The organism is Streptomyces sp. TN58 (assembly GCF_001941845.1).
Taxonomy (GTDB): Bacteria; Actinomycetota; Actinomycetes; order Streptomycetales; family Streptomycetaceae; genus Streptomyces.
This window is the reverse complement of sequence record NZ_CP018870.1, coordinates 5047691-5064165: the sequence shown is the minus strand read 5'-3', so window position 1 is coordinate 5064165 and position 16475 is coordinate 5047691. Positions and strand designations below refer to the sequence as shown.

The window sequence follows — 16475 nt, the reverse complement described above, 5'->3', positions numbered from 1 at the left end:
GTTCACATTCCGTGGAGGCCGTGTGAGGGGTCTTGCGTCGGGGGGCGTTGGCTGGAACCGTACCCAGTACTGGATCTTCGAGTGCCCCGATTACCGGACAGTCGCCGGAAAACTCGCCAAAAGCCCCTTACTTCATAGGACGTTCCTACGAGGTATGGGCTTGTTTGTTTGGTCTGTAGGCGGCGCAGCCCAGCCACTTCTACGGTGTGCGGTGTGCACTCCAGCCCGCCTTTCAATGCCCCCGCCGCGCGGCGCCTGCGCGCGGCCCTGGGCATGGCTCCCGGACATGTCGCCTACGGCCTGCGCGCCCAGTACGGCCTCGTCGTCGCGCCCGAGACGGTGATGGCCTGGGAGCGCGGGGAGATATCACCGTCGTCAGCCGAGCTCACGGCGCTCGCGGGCGTCCTGTGGTGCGCGCCGGGCGAACTGCTCGCCGAGCCGGTCACGTTGCGGGAGCACCGGATGACCCGCGGGCTGGCCGCGGACGAACTGGCCCGGCGGATCGGCCTGGAGACGAGCTCCTACCAGAAGATGGAGGACACCGGGCGCTGGAAGGGCAACGAGCGGCAGTCGGCCGCCCTCGCCACGGTGCTCGGGCTGACCCTGGCGCAGTTCGTGACGGCCACCGGCAAGCACGAGGAGCTGGCCGAGCTGCTGCGCAGTGCGGTCACCACGCGCTGGCAGGCGTACGTGAAGCCGCTCGGCAAGCTGCTGCCGATTCCCAGGCAGCACCTGGAGCGAGTGCTGGAGCAGCTGCACGGGGACTACCAGTCGCGGATGGTGGCGACGCTCAGCTGGGGCGGCGGCCAGGGCGGGGCCGCCAGCGGGGACGCGGGCCGCGAGTTCCTCACGGACATCGTGGACCGCTTCTGGCAGCTCGCGGGCGGCGCGGCGTAGCCCCGTGTCCGGGTCGGCCGGGCGGGTCAGAAGACCGACTCGGCCTCGTACATGCGGTCCTCGGGAACCGTCTTGAGCTCGGTCACCGCGTGGGCGAGGGGGGCCATCACGATGTCGGTGCCGCGCAGAGCGGTCATGTTGCCGAACTCGCCGCGGTGCACGGCCTCCACGGCGTGCCAGCCGAAGCGGGTCGCGAGGACGCGGTCGTAGGCGGTGGGGGTGCCGCCGCGCTGGACGTGGCCGAGGATGACCGGGCGGGCCTCCTTGCCCAGCCTGTGCTCCAGCTCGATGGCGAGGCGGTTGCCGATGCCGGCGAAGCGCTCGTGGCCGTAGGCGTCGATCGCGCCCTTCTCGTACGGCATGGAGCCCGCGGCCGGGTGCGCGCCCTCCGCGACGCAGACGACGGCGAACTTCTTGCCGCGGGCAAAGCGCTCCTCAACCATCTTGACCAGGGCGTCGACCTCGAAGGGGCGCTCCGGCAGGCAGATGCCGTGGGCGCCGCCGCCCATGCCGGACTCCAGGGCGATCCAGCCGGCGTGGCGGCCCATGACCTCGACGACCATCACGCGCTGGTGCGATTCGGCGGTGGTCTTGAGGCGGTCGATGGCCTCGGTGGCGACCATGACGGCGGTGTCGAAGCCGAAGGTGCGGTCGGTGGAGGAGATGTCGTTGTCGATGGTCTTCGGTACGCCGACGACCGGCATCCCGGCGTCGGACAGCATCCGGGAGGCGGTCAGGGTGCCTTCGCCGCCGATCGGGATGAGGGCGTCGATGCCGTAGCGGGTGGCCAGCTCCTGCGCGTTCTCGGCGGCCTCGTGGAGCCGGGCCCGCTCCATGCGCGCCGATCCGAGGATCGTGCCGCCGCGGGCGAGGATGCCGCTGACGGCGTTGATGTCGAGGGGCCGGAAGTGGCCGTCGAGGAGGCCCTTGAAGCCGTCCTCGAAGCCGATGACCTCGTCGCCGTGCCCGACGACCGCGCGGTGTACGACCGACCGGATGACAGCGTTGAGGCCCGGACAGTCGCCGCCCGCGGTGAGAACTCCGATACGCATCGTGCTGTGTCTCCTGCCTGTGGCCGGCCCGTCCGTGCGAGGGGCGTATGGGTGCCGCCTGTCCGATTGTTCCACGGGCGCCGGGCGGGGGCGCGCTCCGCGCCGGGCGGGGGCGCGTGCCTCCCGCGCCTCCCCGGAGGGCTTTGGCCCGTCGGGCGTCCTAGCCATTGGCGGAGGTATTGTCAAGAGGGCAAGCCATCCCAACCGGGTCGATCGACCACAGCAGAGACGGAGAGCACGCGTGACGCGCAGCGTGTACGTGACCGGTATCGAGCGGGGGGACGGCCGGCAGGTCGTCGAACTCGGGATCATGGAACTCCTGACCCGGCAGACGGGCCGCGTCGGCGTCTACCGCCCGCTGCTCCACGACGCACCGGACCGCCTCTTCGACCTCCTCAAGGCCCGCTACCGAATCGAGCAGGACGCCTCGACGGCCTACGGGATGGAGTACCGCGAGGCGTCGGCGATCCTCGCCGAGAAGGGCACCGACGAGCTGGTGTCCCAGCTGGTCGCCCGCTACCACCGGCTGGCCCGCGACTACGAGGTCGTGCTCGTCCTCGGCACCGACTACGCCGACACCAACCTCCCCGACGAGCTCGCGCTCAACGCCCGCATCGCCAACGAGCTGGGCGCGGTCGTCGTCCCCGTCGTGGGCGGCACCAAGCACCCCGCCGAGGAGGTGCGCGCCGAGGCCCGCAACGCCTACCGCGCGTACGAGAGCCTGGGCTGCCACGTCGTCGCGATGGTCGTCAACCGGGTGGCCGCGGAGGACCGCGACCTGATAGCGGAGCGGCTGGCCGCCCGCCTCCCCGTGCCCTGCTACGTGCTGCCGGACGACAAGTCGCTGTCCGCCCCGACCGTCGCCCAGATCACCCGGGCCCTGGGCGGCGAGGTGCTCCTCGGCGACGACGCGGGCCTGGCCCGCGACGCGCTGGACTTCGTGTTCGGCGGCGCCATGCTGCCGAACTTCCTGAACGCCCTGACCCCCGGCTGCCTGGTCGTGACCCCCGGCGACCGCTCCGACCTCGTCATCGGCGCGCTGGCCGCGCACGCCTCGGGCACCCCGCCGATCGCCGGCGTGCTGCTCACCCTGAACGAGCGCCCGGGCGAGGACATCCTGGCGCTGGCCTCGAAGCTGGCACCGGGTACCCCCGTGGTGTCGGTGGCCGGCAACAGCTTCCCGACCGCCGCCGAACTCTTCTCGCTGCAGAGCCGGTTGAACTCCGCCACCCCGCGCAAGCTGGAGACCGCGCTCGGCCTCTTCGAGCGGCACGTGGACACCGCCGAGCTGCGCGGCCTGCTCTCGGTGGCCCGCTCGGAGCGGGTCACCCCGATGATGTTCGAGAACGAGCTGCTGGAGCGGGCCCGCTCCGAGCGCCGCCGCGTCGTGCTGCCCGAGGGTTCCGAGGAGCGGGTGCTGCGCGCCGCGGACGTGGTGCTGCGCCGGGGCGTGTGCGACCTGACGCTGCTGGGCGACGAGCAGGCGATCCTGAAGAAGGCCGGCGACCTCGGCATCGACGTCTCGGGCGCGCAGCTCATCGACCCGGCGACCTCCCCGCTGCGGGAGGGTTTCGCCGAGTACTACGCGCAGGTCCGCGCCCACAAGGGGATGACGGTCGAGCTGGCCCACGACGTGGTGACCGACGTCAACTACTTCGGCACCCTGATGGTGCAGCGGGGTTTGGCCGACGGCATGGTCTCCGGCTCGGTGCACTCCACCGCCGCGACCATCCGCCCGGCCTTCGAGATCATCAAGACCGACGCAGCCGCGCGAAGCGCGTCGGACAGGGTGGTGGCGGGCGACGGGAGGGCCAAGCCCGAGGCGTCCATCGTCTCCTCGGTCTTCTTCATGTGCCTGGCCGACCGGGTCCTCGTGTACGGCGACTGCGCGGTCAACCCGGACCCGAACGCCGAGCAACTGGCGGACATCGCCGTCCAGTCGGCCGCGACCGCCGCCGCCTTCGGCGTCGAGCCGCGGATCGCGATGCTCTCGTACTCCACGGGCACCTCCGGCACGGGCGCGGACGTCGACAAGGTGCGCAAGGCCACCGAGATCGTCCGCGAGCGGCGCCCCGACCTGGCCGTCGAGGGCCCGATCCAGTACGACGCGGCCGTGGAGCCCTCGGTCGCCGCGACGAAGCTGCCGGGCTCGGAGGTGGCCGGCCGTGCGACGGTGCTGATCTTCCCCGACCTCAACACGGGCAACAACACCTACAAGGCCGTGCAGCGGTCGGCGGGCGCGGTCGCGGTCGGCCCGGTGCTCCAGGGTCTGCGCAAGCCCGTCAACGACCTCTCGCGCGGCGCGCTCGTCCAGGACATCGTGACCACCGTGGCCATCACCGCAATCCAGGCGCAGGGCGCGACGCCGGGCCCCGCCGCAACCGCCTGAGCCCTCCGCCCCGCCCTTCTTCCCCACCGCCCGCGACAAGGAAAGACCCGCACCGTGACCGCATCGCGCGTACTCGTCCTCAACTCCGGCTCCTCGTCCGTGAAGTACCAGCTCCTCGACATGGCGGACCGGTCGCGGCTGGCCGTCGGCCTGGTCGAGCGCATCGGCGAGGAGACCTCCCGGCTGGTGCACGAGCCGCTCACCGGCCCGGCCGCGGCCGGCGGCAGGCGCGAGCGGACCGGCCCGGTCGCGGACCACGCGGCGGCGCTGAAGGCCGTGGCCGCCGAGCTCGCGGCCGACGGGACCGGCCTGGACTCCCCCGAGCTGGTCGCGGTGGGGCACCGGGTGGTGCACGGCGGGACGAGGTTCACCCGGCCCACGGTGATCGACGACGAGGTGCTGGCGGAGATCCGCAAGCTGATCCCCCTGGCGCCGCTGCACAACCCGGCGAACGTCACGGGCATCGAGGTGGCGCGCTCGCTGCGCGCGGACGTCCCGCAGGTCGCCGTCTTCGACACCGCCTTCCACTCGACGATGCCGGAGTACGCGGCGCGGTACGCGATCGACGCCGCGACGGCGGACGCGTACTCCGTCCGGCGGTACGGCTTCCACGGCACCTCCCACGCGTACGTCTCCCGGGCGACGGCCGAACTGCTCGGCAGGCCGGTGGAGGACGTGAACGTGATCGTGCTGCACCTGGGCAACGGCGCCTCCGCCTCGGCGGTGCGGGGCGGGGTCTGCGTGGAGACGTCCATGGGCATGACCCCGCTGGAGGGGTTGGTCATGGGCACCCGCTCGGGCGATCTCGACCCGGCGGTCGTCTTCCACCTGGCGCGGGTGGGCGGCCTCTCGGTGGACGAGATCGATTCGCTCCTGAACAAGAAGAGCGGTCTGCTGGGCATGTGCGGCGACAACGACATGCGCGAGGTGCTGCGGCGGGCGGGCGAGGGCGACGGGACGGCCCGCCTGGCCTTCGACACGTACGTCCACCGGTTGAAGAAGTACATCGGGGCCTACTCGGCGGTGCTCGGGCGGGTGGACGCGGTGGCTTTCACGGCCGGGGTCGGCGAGAACGCCCACCAGGTCCGCGAAGCCGCGATCGACGGCCTGGCCGAGCTGGGCCTGGTGCTGGATCTCGATGCCAACGCGGCGCGTTCCCCGCGGCCGCGGCTGGTTTCGGCGGATCATGCCCGGGTGGCCGTGGCGGTGGTCCCCACGGATGAGGAACTGGAGATCGCCACCCAGGCGTACGCGCTGGTTACCCAGTAGTCACTTGGACTTTCCACCAGCCGGAATATTCCGCTACGAAACAAACCGATAGGATCCAGTCATGCGCCGTTCCAAAATCGTCTGCACGCTGGGCCCCGCCGTCGACTCGTATGAGCAGCTGAAAGCGCTCATCGAGGCTGGTATGAACGTGGCCCGATTCAACTTCAGCCACGGGTCCCAGGCAGAACACCAGGAGCGGTACGACCGCGTCCGGCAGGTCTCCGAGGACACCGGGCGCGCCGTCGGCGTCCTCGCCGACCTCCAGGGCCCGAAGATCCGTCTGGAGACCTTCGCGGAAGGTCCCGTCGAGCTGGTGCGCGGTGACGAGTTCACCATCACCACCGAGGACGTCCCGGGCGACAAGTCCATCTGCGGCACCACCTACAAGGGGCTCCCGGGCGACGTCGCCAAGGGTGACCAGGTCCTGATCAACGACGGCAACGTCGAGCTCCGGGTGACGGAGGTCGACGGCCCCCGGGTCAGGACCATCGTCATCGAGGGCGGTGTCATCTCGGACCACAAGGGCATCAACCTGCCGGGTGCCGCCGTGAACGTCCCCGCCCTGTCGGAGAAGGACGTCGACGACCTCCGCTTCGCCCTGCGGATGGGCTGCGACATGGTCGCCCTGTCCTTCGTCCGCGACGCCAACGACGTCAAGGACGTCCACCGGGTCATGGACGAGGAGGGCCGCCGGGTCCCCGTCATCGCCAAGGTGGAGAAGCCCCAGGCCGTCGAGAACATGGAGGCCGTGGTCGCCGCCTTCGACGCGGTCATGGTGGCCCGCGGCGACCTGGCCGTCGAGTACCCGCTCGAAAAGGTCCCGATGGTCCAGAAGCGGCTCATCGAGATGTGCCGCCGCAACGCCAAGCCGGTGATCGTCGCGACCCAGATGATGGAGTCGATGATCACCAACTCCCGCCCGACGCGCGCGGAGGCGTCCGACGTCGCCAACGCCATCCTCGACGGCGCGGACGCCGTCATGCTGTCGGCCGAGTCCTCGGTCGGCGCCTACCCGATCGAGACCGTCAAGACGATGTCGAAGATCGTCGCGGCGGCCGAGGAGGAGCTGCTCTCCAAGGGCCTGCAGCCCCTGGTGCCGGGCAAGAAGCCGCGCACCCAGGGCGGCTCGGTGGCCCGCGCCGCGTGCGAGATCGCGGACTTCCTGGGCGGGCAGGCGCTCATCGCCTTCACCCAGTCCGGTGACACCGCCCGCCGCCTGTCGCGCTACCGCGCCACGCAGCAGATCCTGGCCTTCACCACCGACGTCAACACCCGCAACCAGCTCACGCTGAGCTGGGGCGTCGAGTCGTACATCGTGCCGCACGTGGACACCACCGACGCGATGGTCGACCTGGTGGACGGCGAGGTGCACAAGCTGGGCCGCTTCAACGACGGCGACACCATGGTCATCACGGCCGGCTCGCCCCCCGGCGTCCCGGGCACCACCAACATGGTCCGGGTCCACCACCTGGGCGGCGTCGCCCGCGACTGACGGCCGCGCCGCGGGCGCCTGCGCCGCAGGCGCCCGTACCGCACGCGAGAACCGAGGGCGGCACCCCGCAGTGATGCGGGGTGCCGCCCTCGGTGTCACGGCGCGGCGGGGACTACTCCGGCGGGCCGATGTAGTTCTTCAGGCCCGGGACCGTGAGGGTCCCGCCGAACTGCGCGGCCTGGACGACCTTGACGTCCGTGAAGAACGCGAACGGGACGTTCAGCGGCGGCGGGCTGTTCGGGGTGAACTCGATCGGGATCAGACCGAAGAGGTTCCCCTTGAGGCTCTCGGTGTACATCGTCACCGTGCCGCCGCGGATCTTGGACGTGGAGCCCGGACGGGACTTCAGGTGTGCGACGTTCCCGTCCTTGCCGACCGTCTGGTAGAGGTCCTTGATGTCGAGCGAGCCCGCGGTGAACTTGAGGACCTTCTTGACCTTGCCGCCGGCCGTCTTCACCTCGACGATGCCGTGGTAGTCCAGGCCGTAGAGGGTCAGCAGGGAGCTGTCGAGGTACCAGGGCTCGTCCGGCAGCAGCGGGATGCCCTGCTCCAGCTCGGCGTTGGCGAGGGCTTCGGCGTCGTAGGTCGGGCAGGGGAAGGGTTCCTTCCCGTCCGGGTCCTTCTTCGCCTCGTCCTTGTCGGCGTCCTTGTCGTCCTTGCCGTCGCCGGCCTTGTCCTCGTCGTCCTCGTTCCCGGGCTTCTCGTCCTTGGGCTTTTTGACGGTGTCCTTGACCGCGTCGGGCAGTTCCTCGACGGTGGCACCCGCCTGCTTGGCGGCTTCCCGGATCGCGTCCGCGGCCGGGTCGGGAGCCGGGGCCGGCTCGGTCTTCGGGGACGGCGTGGCCGTGGGCTCCGGGGTCGCCCTGGTGTCCTTGAGCGGCTGGCCGAGCCCGTCGATGAGGTCCTTGAGCTTGTCGCCCACGCCGAGCGGGTCCAGCGGGTTCGCGGACTTGGTCGGCGCCGGCGTGGTGGTGGCCGCCGGGGCCGGGGCGTTCGCCGTCGGGGACTTGGCCGCCTCCGGGGTGGCGCTCTGCTTGGGCTTCGCGGCCGTGGACGGCGCGGGCGACGCACTGGGCGAGGCGCTCGGCGAAGCCGACTTCGAGGGTGTGGGGGACGGGGACTTCGACTCGGTCTCCGCCGGCTCGTCCGACCGCGTCACGCACGGTCCGGGGGCGAAGGGGATCTCCTTGTCGTCGGCCACGGCCAGTTTGGGCGCCATGCCCATCCCGACGAACACGGCCGTCGGCATCGCCGCCAGCGCCATGGTCTTGCCGACGGGTATCTGGATCTTGTTCAGCAGCGACTTCCTGGGCGCCGCGTGGCGCGGGCCCTTCCTCTCACGGGACTCTGCGCCCGGGGCCACTGCCCGCTGCGTCTCGTCACCCCGCACTGTTCCTCCCGCCATCGGCGTGGGCAGTCGTCTCGCTCGCGTTTGCCGTCTCCGTCTCACGGGGTCCCGGGATGCCCGGAATGCCCGCCATCGCCTCCGACTTCGCCAGGGGGACGGCGGTCGGCGGCTGGTCCGCCTGCTCCTCGCCCGCCGGCTGCCCGGGGGCCCACGACAGCGCCAGGGCGCCGCCGACGAGGGAGCAGATGAAGCCCATCCCGAATCCGCCGAGGTTGGAGACCGGCAGGGACACCAGCGCCAACAGGATCGAGGCGACGCCGGCGAAGACGCGGATGGTCTGCTGGAACCACAGGGCCAGGCCCAGCGTGATGAGCAGTACACCGATGATCAGTGCGCCCGCGCCGCCGGTGGTGGCCATGGCGAGACTGATGTTGCCCAGCCGGAGGTCCGCATACGGGAAGTACGCGATCGGGAAGCCACCGAGGAGCGTGAACAGCCCGGCCCAGAAGGGACGGCGACCGCGCCAGGCGCGGAAGTGGTAGTACACCACGGTGAGCCAGGCGTCGTCTTCTGCGCGAACGTAAACCGGGGCCTGGGGGTTCATGGACAACAGCTCCCTGGAAACGGTGGTACGGAGATCTCTGTGGAGCCCGGACGGGCGGGCGGCGACGGCCGCCGGCGCCCGCCCGTCCGGTCGTTCACCAGGACCGGATCAGTCCTTGATGTCCTGGTAGCACGGCTGGTCGCCACCGAGCAGACGGAGCTTCAGGTCGGGCAGCTTGAACGTGCCTGCCGTGGTCGCCCACGCCTTCTGGCGCACGTTGGTCAGGATCGCCTTGTCGGCGCGCTGCGAGAACGCGTACGGGCTGGTGACCGTGCCGGCCTGCGGCTTCGTCTTGTGGTTCTTGTCGCCGACCGCGACACCGATGTCCAGGTTCTTGAACTCGGCGTCGGTGTCGAGCTCCGCGACATCCAGGTAGATGTTGTCGGCGACGGCCGGCTTGCCCTTGTGGCCGGTGCGCAGCTGCAGCGTGATGTTGCCCAGCGGCGTCGGGGTCACCAGCGACTGGCACATGTTGGTGATCTCGGCGTGGCTGAACCCGGAGATCGTCACCGGGTGGTGCTGCGCATTGCCCTTGAGGTCGTGCCCCTCGGCGATGCCGCCGTACTGGATGAGGTTGTCACCGTCGAGCCTGTCGGCCGAGACCTTGAAGTCCTGGCCGGAGACGCTGAAGGACGCCGCGAGGGCACCCTGCGCCAGACCCACACCGACCGCGGCCGAGGCCGCGATGCTCGGCACCATGACGAGCGCGAAGCGCTTCCATCTGGTCCCGCCACGAACCTGAGAACTCATTTCGTTCCTCCTTCTCGGACGTACATCTCCGGTCCGGGCCGTGCCCGTCCTGGGATGGGAGAAGTGCTACGTCCTCGGGAAGGAGCGCAGGCGGCCGGGCCGCGGCCGTGCCACGTCCGATACACCGGCGTTCACCCCCGAGCGACAACCACTGGGCCACGCGTTCGCGCAACCTGGAGGACAGGCCCCGCCGTACGGCAGAGACCCCCCTGTCCCACGGCCGGTGCCACTGCCACCGGCCGGCCCGGTGGGGACCCTCCACCGCGGCTCCGAGTGAGCGGCTCTGCGGGAAGGACCGAGCGTCGCCGATCGTGGTCCATTACCGGCCGGGGCACAAGGGGGTTCGTTACTGGCGGGTAACGGCCAGATAACCCGGATGCTGCCCGTAACAGACCGTCGGCAACACAGGGTGCCACCGGGGGCCACGACAGAAGGGTGAAATGGTGAACACACCGGACAGTTCACGGGGTTCGATTTACTGCGAGTAACAGCGACCGCGATTGCCAAGTTTTGGCAAAGCGCGGCCGCTGTTCGTCTACGTGTCAACAAATCGGCGGCGGCCCCGGGGCGTCCGGGACCCCGTGCGGGGCCGGTGCGGAGCGGCGGGGAAGCCGGTCCTGCAACCGGTCGCCGGCCGGTCTAGAAGAGCACGCGCGCCAACGCCGTCCGCGCCGCCGAGACCCTCGGGTCGTCGGCGCCGATGACCTCGAACAGTTCCAGCAGCCGCAGCCGCACCGCATCCCGATCGTCACCGAACGTGACCTTCACGGTGTCCACCAGACGGCCGAAGGCGTCCTCCACGTGACCGCCAACCAGGTCCAGGTCGGCCGCGGCGATCTGCGCCGCCGGGTCGCGCGGCTTCTCGGCCGCGGCGGTGCGCACCTCCTGCGGGTTCATGTGCTGGACCCGGGCGAGGAGCTCGGCCTGGGCGAGACCCAGCTTGGCCTCGGTGTTGCCCGGGTCGTCCGCGAGTACGTTCTTGTACGCCTGCACGGCGCCGCCCAGGTCGCCGGCGTCCAGTGCGACGACGGCCGCCTCCAGCAGCGCGTCGTGCGGACCGGCCGGAGCCTCGGCCTCGGCGGGCCCGGCGGCCCCCTCGGCGTTCGGGTCCACCTCGATCCCGATGATCCCGAAGCGCTCCTCGGCGACCTGGACCAGCTGGGCGAGGGTTTCACGGATCTGCTGCTCGGGCGCGACGCCCTGGAAGAGGGGCAGCACCTGACCGGCGACCACGGCGAAGACCGCCGGGATGCCCTGGATCTGGAACTGCTGCATCAGCATCTGGTTGGCGTCGACGTCCACCTTGGCCAGCACGAGGCGGCCGTTGGCCTCGGTGACCAGGCGCTCCAGGAGCGGGCTGAGCTGCTTGCACGGCTGACACCACTCGGCCCAGAAGTCCAGGACCACCGGGACTTCCGCCGAGAGCTGGAGCACATCACGTTCGAAGCCGGCCTCGTCTACGTCGACGACGAGCGCGGACGGCGGAACGGCGCCGGCGGACGGGCCGGACCCGCCGCCCTGACTCGCCTGGCGCGCCGCCTCGGCTCGGGCCTGCTCGGCCTTGGCCTTGGCCTCGCCGGCCGCCTTCACCGCGGCGAGGTCGACGACGCCGCTCATGGACATGTTTCTGGGCTGCATGCGTACATCCTCCCCCGTGTGCGCGCGCCGACGAAAAAGATCGCCGGAATCGGCCGTGCGGCCGTACCGTCGCGATCGTGTTGCTGGCGGCGCCCGGTCCCCACCTGGCGCCTGTAGCTCTTCGCGTGGTTGTCGCTCTTACGCTACGAGCCGTAGCGTAACTCCCCCGCGGGCTTTGCGCGCCCCCGCGGCGCCCGTGATCTGAACCACAGAGTCCCGTTCGGCTACCGGCGGGTATGGTCTCGGCCATGCGCAACCCCAGTCCCGGCCGCACCGGTCGCCCCCGCAGCGCGGCCGCGGACGCCGCCATCCTCGCCGCCACCCGGGACGCGCTGGTCGAGCTGGGCTGGTCGAAGCTGACGATGGGCGACGTCTCGGCCCGTGCCGGCGTCGCGAAGACCACCCTGTACCGGCGCTGGGCCGGCAAGAGCGAGCTGGTCGTGGACGCCGTCGCGGAGCTCTTCGACTCCCTCGAACTGCCGGACCGGGGCTCCCTGGAAGCCGACATCGAGTACGTGGTCCTGCGCTTCGCGGAGCTGCTGCGGCGCCCGGAGGCCCGTACGGCCCTGATGGCGGTCGTCTCGGAGTCGACCCGGGACGAGGCCCTGCGTGACCGGATCCGGTCGGCGATCGTCGACCGGCAGAAACGTCTCGTCGTACTGGGCCGCGAACGGGCTCAGGCCCGCGGCGAACTCCCCTACGAGGAGGACGAGTTCCTTGCAGGGCGCACCACCGACCTGATCTTCGACGTGATCGCGGGCACCGTCGTGCACCGCGCGCTGGTCAGCTCCGAACCGGTGGACGAGCTCTGGGTGTCCGCCTTCACCGCGCTGCTGATGCACGGCCTCCGCGGTCCGTCCGCCGCCGCCTGAGCCCCGCCGCCGCGGTCACGGGCCGCCGGCCCCGGACCCGCACGCGGAAAGGCCGGCCGTGTCGCCGCGGTGAGCGGGGTGGCACGACCGGCCTTCCGGCGCGGACCGGGGGTCTCGGGGGTCTCCGGGCTCAGAAGCCCGGGGGCTCGGTGTAGACGCCCCACTCGTCGCGCAACGTGTTGCAGATCTCGCCCAGCGTCGCCTCCGCGCGCACCGCGTCCAGCATGGCGGGGATCATGTTCGACCCGTCGCGGGCGGCGTCGAGCATGGCCTTCAGGGAGGCCGCGACCTTGGCGTCGTCGCGGCGGCCCTTGCGGTCGGCGAGCACGCGGACCTGCTCGCGCTCCACCTCGTGGCTGACGCGCAGGATCTCCAGGTCGCCGGTGACCGAACCGTGGTGGACGTTGACGCCGACGACCCGCTTGTCGCCCTTCTCCAGCGACCGCTGGTACTGGAAGGCCGACTCGGCGATCTCGCCGGTGAACCAGCCGTCCTCGATGCCGCGCAGGATGCCCGAGGTGATCGGCCCGATGGGGTGCCGGCCGTCCGGGTGGGCGCGCAGACCGCGCTCCTTGATCTGCTCGAAGATCCTCTCGGCGTCGGCCTCGATGCGGTCGGTGAGCTGCTCCACGTACCAGGAGCCGCCCAGCGGGTCCGCCACGTTGGCGACGCCGGTCTCCTCCATGAGCACCTGCTGCGTGCGCAGGGCGATCTCGGCCGCCTGCTCGCTCGGCAGCGCGAGGGTCTCGTCGAGGGCGTTGGTGTGCAGCGAGTTGGTGCCGCCGAGGACGGCCGCCAGGGCCTCCACCGCGGTGCGTACGACGTTGTTGTACGGCTGCTGCGCGGTGAGGGAGACGCCGGCGGTCTGGGTGTGGAAGCGCAGCCACATGGACTTCTCGCTCTTGGCGCCGTAGACCTCCTTCATCCAGCGCGCCCAGATCCGGCGGGCCGCGCGGAACTTGGCGATCTCCTCGAAGAAGTCGAGGTGCGCGTCGAAGAAGAAGGACAGGCCCGAGGCGAAGTGGTCCACGTCCAGGCCGCGGGAGAGCCCCAGCTCCACGTAGCCGAAGCCGTCGGCGAGGGTGTATGCGAGCTCCTGCGCGGCCGTGGCCCCGGCCTCGCGGATGTGGTAGCCGGAGACGGACAGCGGCTTGTAGGCCGGGATGCCCTTCGCGCAGTACTCCATGAGGTCGCCGATGAGGCGCAGGTGCGGCTCGGGTTCGAAGAGCCACTCCTTCTGGGCGATGTACTCCTTGAAGATGTCCGTCTGGAGCGTGCCGTTCAGGACGGCGGGATCGACGCCCTGGCGCTCGGCGGCGACGAGGTACATGCAGAAGGCGGGCACGGCGGGGCCCGAGATGGTCATGGAGGTCGTGACGTCGCCGAGGGGGATGTCCTTGAAGAGGACCTCCATGTCGGCGGCGGAGTCGATGGCGACGCCGCAGTGGCCGACCTCGCCGAGCGAGCGGGGGTCGTCGGAGTCGCGCCCCATGAGGGTCGGCATGTCGAAGGCGACGGAGAGCCCCCCGCCGCCGGCGGCCAGGATCATCTTGTAGCGCTCGTTCGTCTGCTCGGCGTTTCCGAAGCCGGCGAACTGGCGGATGGTCCAGGTCCGGCCGCGGTAGCCGGTGGCGTGCAGGCCGCGCGTGTACGGGTACTCCCCCGGCCAGCCGATCCGCTCGAAGCCCTCGTAGGTGTCTCCGGGCCGGGGCCCGTAGACCGGTTCGACCTCGTCCCCGGAGAGCGTGGTGAAGTCCGCCTCGCGCTTGCGGGCCTTGTCATAACGGGCCTGCCAGCGGCGGCGGCCCTCCTCGATGGCGTCAGCGTCCATACCCACGAATTTACTAGGACGTCCTAGTAAATGTCGATGGGAAACCCCCGGGAGTCGTCCCGGGGGTGCGTGACGCTCGCCTCGTCGTCAGGCCTTGGCGGTCGCCAGCGGGTCGCTGATCAGCGGCTCCACCTCGGCGCGGATCCCCCGCTCGACGAAGAAGGCGGCCAGCGGAATCGTGCCCGACACGAGCACCCAGAGCAGCTTCCCGAAGGGCCACTTCGCCTTGGAGCCCAGGTCGAAGGCGAAGACGAGGTAGATCATGAAGAGCACACCGTGCGTCTGCGACACCACGAAGGTGAGGTCGGCACCGGTGTCGAAGCCGTACTTCGCCACCATGCAGGCACAGAGGATCAGGAGCATGACCGCGGTCACGTAGGCCATGACGCGGTAGCGGGTCAGCACGCTTCGTTTCATGCGGACGAGCCTAACCGTCCGTTTTGCTCGATCTTGACGCGGCCCCGGGATCGGGAGACGGCCTGCGGAGGGACCCTCAGGACTCCTCGAAGTCCGCGGCGGCCACCCGCAGCGGACGGAGCAGGGCGAAGATCTCCCCGCACTCCTCGGCGTCGTAGGCGCCCAGGCCGAAGTCGACGGCCATCAGGTCCTTCGTGGCGGCCTCGACGACCTCCCGGCCCTTCTCGGTGATGGAGGCGAGGGTGCCGCGGCCGTCGTTGGGGTTGGGCCGCTTGGCGACGAGCCCGGCCTTCACCAGCCGGTCCACGGTGTTGGTCACCGACGTCGGGTGGACCATCAGCCGCTCGCCGATCTTCGACATCGGCAGTTCGCCCGCCTTGGAGAAGGTGAGCAGCACCAGGGCCTCGTAGCGCGCGAAGGTCAGCCCGTACGGCTTGACGACCGCGTCGACCTCGCCGAGCAGGATCTGGTGGGCGCGCATGATCGAGGTGATCGCGGCCATCGAGGGCACGGGCCCCCACCGCTGCTGCCAGAGCTCGTCGGCGCGGGCGATGGGGTCGAAGGGAAGGCTGAGCGGCTTGGGCACGCTTCCGACCCTACCGGGAGGTCACTTCCCTGCGCGGGCCGTCTCACCCCTCAGTCGCTCCTCCTGCCGGACGGCGGACCGCAGTTCGGCCAGGAGCGCCAGCACGACGGCGGTGCCGAGCACCCCGGACCCGGTGACGACCACGTGCACCGGGAAGAACTCGGCGGCGAGGCCCGCCAGGGCCATGCCGACTCCCTGGAGGGTCATCAGGCCGGTGCCGAGCAGGGTCATCGCCCGGCCGCGCAGCTCGTCGGGGACGGCCTCCACGTACCACTGGTCGAGCCCCAGGGTGTGGGCGTGGGCCAGCCCGGCGAGCAGCAGCGCGAGCAGGGCCAGGGGCACGCCCGGCCGGCCCGCGTACAGGAGGAAGGGCAGCAGGCCGGCGGCGGCCAGCGGGGCGACGAGCCGCGAGCGGGTCCGGGCGCTCAGCGCGGAGCCCGCCCAGAGCTCACCGGCGACGGTGCCGACGGGCATGGCGCACATCATCAGTCCGAGCGCGGCGGTCCCGGCGCCGATGCCGTCGGCGTACGCGGCGAGCAGCGCCTCGGGTACGACGAGGAAGACGGGCGGCAGCCAGAACAGCAGGGTGAGCGCCCGCAGTCGGCGCCGTCCCAGGACGGCCCGCATCCCGGCGAGCGGTGAGGTGCGGACGGTCGTCCGCACGGGACGGGCGCGGGTGCCGAGCCGCAGCAGGACGGCCGAGCCGAGGAAGCCGGCGGCGGTCAGGGCGATGGCGCCGCGCGGGGCGAGCACGGTGAGCAGCAGCCCGCCGAGGCCGAAGCCGATGAGCTGGGCGCTCTGGGCGACCATGCGCAGCAGCGAGCGGCCCAGGACGTAGGCCTCGCCGGAGCCGAGGATGTCGGGGAGGGAGGCGTTGCGCGTGCCCTGGAAGAGGGGTGCGACGAAGGCCAGCGCGCAGCGCAGGACGAGGAGGGCGGCGACGGGGGTCGCGGGCAGCGCCATGGCGGCGGCGCAGGCTGCGCAGAGGAGGTCGCACGTGACGAGCACCCGCCGGGCGGGGAGGCGGTCGGCGAGCCCGGCGAGCAGGGTGCCGCCCAGGGCGTAGGGGAGGAAGCCGAGCGCGAAGGTGAGCGCGCTCATCAGGGGCGAGCCGGTGAGGCGGTAGACGAGGACGGAGAGGGAGATCTCTGCGACGACCAGGCCGAGTACGGACATCAGGTGCGCGGCGAAGACGGCGGGGAACTCGGGGGTGCGCAGGACGGTGCGGTAGCCGGCGGAGCCCGCTTCGGCCGCGGCCGGGGTGACGGTTGGCATGGGGGCAGCGTGGGGGGCCTAGGCTGGCCGGCGTAGAGATTCGGCCTGGAACGAA

Annotated in this window: 14 protein-coding genes; 5 read left to right on the top strand and 9 right to left on the bottom strand. The window is 71.2% G+C overall.

Annotated features, from left to right (window positions below):
- The first annotated feature begins 273 nt into the window (after positions 1 to 273).
- Positions 274 to 897, top strand: a complete 624-nt coding sequence (locus tag BSL84_RS23225; protein WP_107484925.1) for a helix-turn-helix domain-containing protein — start codon at positions 274 to 276, stop codon at positions 895 to 897.
- 26 nt (positions 898 to 923) lie between these two features.
- On the opposite strand, the gene BSL84_RS23220 is transcribed toward BSL84_RS23225, so the two are convergent.
- The gene (locus tag BSL84_RS23220) at positions 924 to 1949 is read right to left on the bottom strand and encodes an ATP-dependent 6-phosphofructokinase (protein ID WP_075971041.1); all 1026 of its coding nucleotides are present in this window, start codon (positions 1947 to 1949) and stop codon (positions 924 to 926) included.
- A 241-nt stretch (positions 1950 to 2190) separates the two neighbouring features.
- Between BSL84_RS23220 and pta the strand changes: the two genes are divergently transcribed.
- The 3 genes from pta to pyk all read left to right on the top strand — a co-directional run bounded on the left by pta (position 2191) and on the right by pyk (position 7099).
- Positions 2191 to 4338, top strand: a complete 2148-nt coding sequence (pta, locus tag BSL84_RS23215; RefSeq protein WP_030028622.1) for a phosphate acetyltransferase — start codon at positions 2191 to 2193, stop codon at positions 4336 to 4338.
- 54 nt (positions 4339 to 4392) lie between these two features.
- A complete protein-coding gene (locus BSL84_RS23210; protein ID WP_075971040.1) occupies positions 4393 to 5607 on the top strand; it encodes an acetate kinase in 1215 nt (404 codons plus the stop codon).
- A gap of 61 nt (positions 5608 to 5668) precedes the next feature.
- The gene (gene pyk, locus BSL84_RS23205) at positions 5669 to 7099 is read left to right on the top strand and encodes a pyruvate kinase (protein WP_030032108.1); all 1431 of its coding nucleotides are present in this window, start codon (positions 5669 to 5671) and stop codon (positions 7097 to 7099) included.
- Between the two features lie 112 nt (positions 7100 to 7211).
- Here the strand turns inward: pyk and BSL84_RS23200 are convergent, their stop codons facing one another.
- The 4 genes from BSL84_RS23200 to BSL84_RS23185 form a co-directional block, all read right to left on the bottom strand.
- Complete coding sequence (locus BSL84_RS23200; RefSeq protein ID WP_075971039.1) at positions 7212 to 8489, bottom strand: hypothetical protein; 1278 nt, start codon at positions 8487 to 8489, stop codon at positions 7212 to 7214.
- Entirely contained in the window at positions 8479 to 9051 is a 573-nt protein-coding gene (locus tag BSL84_RS23195) for a DUF6114 domain-containing protein (RefSeq protein WP_030030148.1), read from the bottom strand. The genes BSL84_RS23200 and BSL84_RS23195 overlap by 11 nt, the downstream gene beginning before the upstream one ends.
- A 108-nt stretch (positions 9052 to 9159) precedes the next feature.
- Positions 9160 to 9801 carry a DUF6230 family protein gene (locus BSL84_RS23190; RefSeq protein WP_030030147.1) on the bottom strand — a complete coding sequence of 214 codons (642 nt, stop codon included), beginning with the start codon at positions 9799 to 9801 and terminating at the stop codon, positions 9160 to 9162.
- 639 nt (positions 9802 to 10440) lie between these two features.
- Positions 10441 to 11439 (bottom strand): tetratricopeptide repeat protein, encoded by a 999-nt coding sequence (locus tag BSL84_RS23185; RefSeq protein WP_075971038.1) that lies wholly within the window; start codon positions 11437 to 11439, stop codon positions 10441 to 10443.
- 248 nt (positions 11440 to 11687) lie between these two features.
- Here BSL84_RS23185 and BSL84_RS23180 point away from each other — a divergent pair, with 248 nt between their 5' ends.
- Positions 11688 to 12311, top strand: a complete 624-nt coding sequence (locus tag BSL84_RS23180) for a TetR/AcrR family transcriptional regulator (RefSeq protein WP_030030143.1) — start codon at positions 11688 to 11690, stop codon at positions 12309 to 12311.
- A gap of 130 nt (positions 12312 to 12441) precedes the next feature.
- Here the strand turns inward: BSL84_RS23180 and BSL84_RS23175 are convergent, their stop codons facing one another.
- The 4 genes from BSL84_RS23175 to BSL84_RS23160 form a co-directional block, all read right to left on the bottom strand.
- Positions 12442 to 14142: an acyl-CoA mutase large subunit family protein gene (locus tag BSL84_RS23175; protein WP_030031372.1), complete on the bottom strand. Its 1701-nt coding sequence runs from the start codon at positions 14140 to 14142 to the stop codon at positions 12442 to 12444.
- Between the two features lie 87 nt (positions 14143 to 14229).
- Positions 14230 to 14559, bottom strand: a complete 330-nt coding sequence (locus BSL84_RS23170; protein ID WP_030031371.1) for a DUF3817 domain-containing protein — start codon at positions 14557 to 14559, stop codon at positions 14230 to 14232.
- A gap of 76 nt (positions 14560 to 14635) precedes the next feature.
- The gene (locus tag BSL84_RS23165; RefSeq protein ID WP_030031370.1) at positions 14636 to 15145 is read right to left on the bottom strand and encodes a MarR family winged helix-turn-helix transcriptional regulator; all 510 of its coding nucleotides are present in this window, start codon (positions 15143 to 15145) and stop codon (positions 14636 to 14638) included.
- Positions 15146 to 15166: 21 nt separating this feature from the next.
- On the bottom strand, positions 15167 to 16420 hold the full coding sequence (locus BSL84_RS23160; protein WP_107484832.1) for an MFS transporter: 1254 nt from the start codon (positions 16418 to 16420) through the stop codon (positions 15167 to 15169).
- Positions 16421 to 16475: the final 55 nt, after the last annotated feature.

Bases quoted from the DNA above. Each gene is read 5' to 3' on its own strand.
- BSL84_RS23175 (WP_030031372.1), bottom strand. From the start codon at position 14,142: ATGGACGCTGACGCCATCGAGGAGGGCCGCCGCCGCTGGCAGGCCCGT.
- BSL84_RS23170 (WP_030031371.1), bottom strand. From the start codon at position 14,559: ATGAAACGAAGCGTGCTGACCCGCTACCGCGTCATGGCCTACGTGACC.
- BSL84_RS23160 (WP_107484832.1), bottom strand. From the start codon at position 16,420: ATGCCAACCGTCACCCCGGCCGCGGCCGAAGCGGGCTCCGCCGGCTAC.
- pyk (WP_030032108.1), top strand. From the start codon at position 5,669: ATGCGCCGTTCCAAAATCGTCTGCACGCTGGGCCCCGCCGTCGACTCG.
- BSL84_RS23185 (WP_075971038.1), bottom strand. From the start codon at position 11,439: ATGCAGCCCAGAAACATGTCCATGAGCGGCGTCGTCGACCTCGCCGCG.
- BSL84_RS23180 (WP_030030143.1), top strand. From the start codon at position 11,688: ATGCGCAACCCCAGTCCCGGCCGCACCGGTCGCCCCCGCAGCGCGGCC.
- BSL84_RS23190 (WP_030030147.1), bottom strand. From the start codon at position 9,801: ATGAGTTCTCAGGTTCGTGGCGGGACCAGATGGAAGCGCTTCGCGCTC.
- BSL84_RS23195 (WP_030030148.1), bottom strand. From the start codon at position 9,051: ATGAACCCCCAGGCCCCGGTTTACGTTCGCGCAGAAGACGACGCCTGG.
- BSL84_RS23225 (WP_107484925.1), top strand. From the start codon at position 274: ATGGCTCCCGGACATGTCGCCTACGGCCTGCGCGCCCAGTACGGCCTC.
- BSL84_RS23220 (WP_075971041.1), bottom strand. From the start codon at position 1,949: ATGCGTATCGGAGTTCTCACCGCGGGCGGCGACTGTCCGGGCCTCAAC.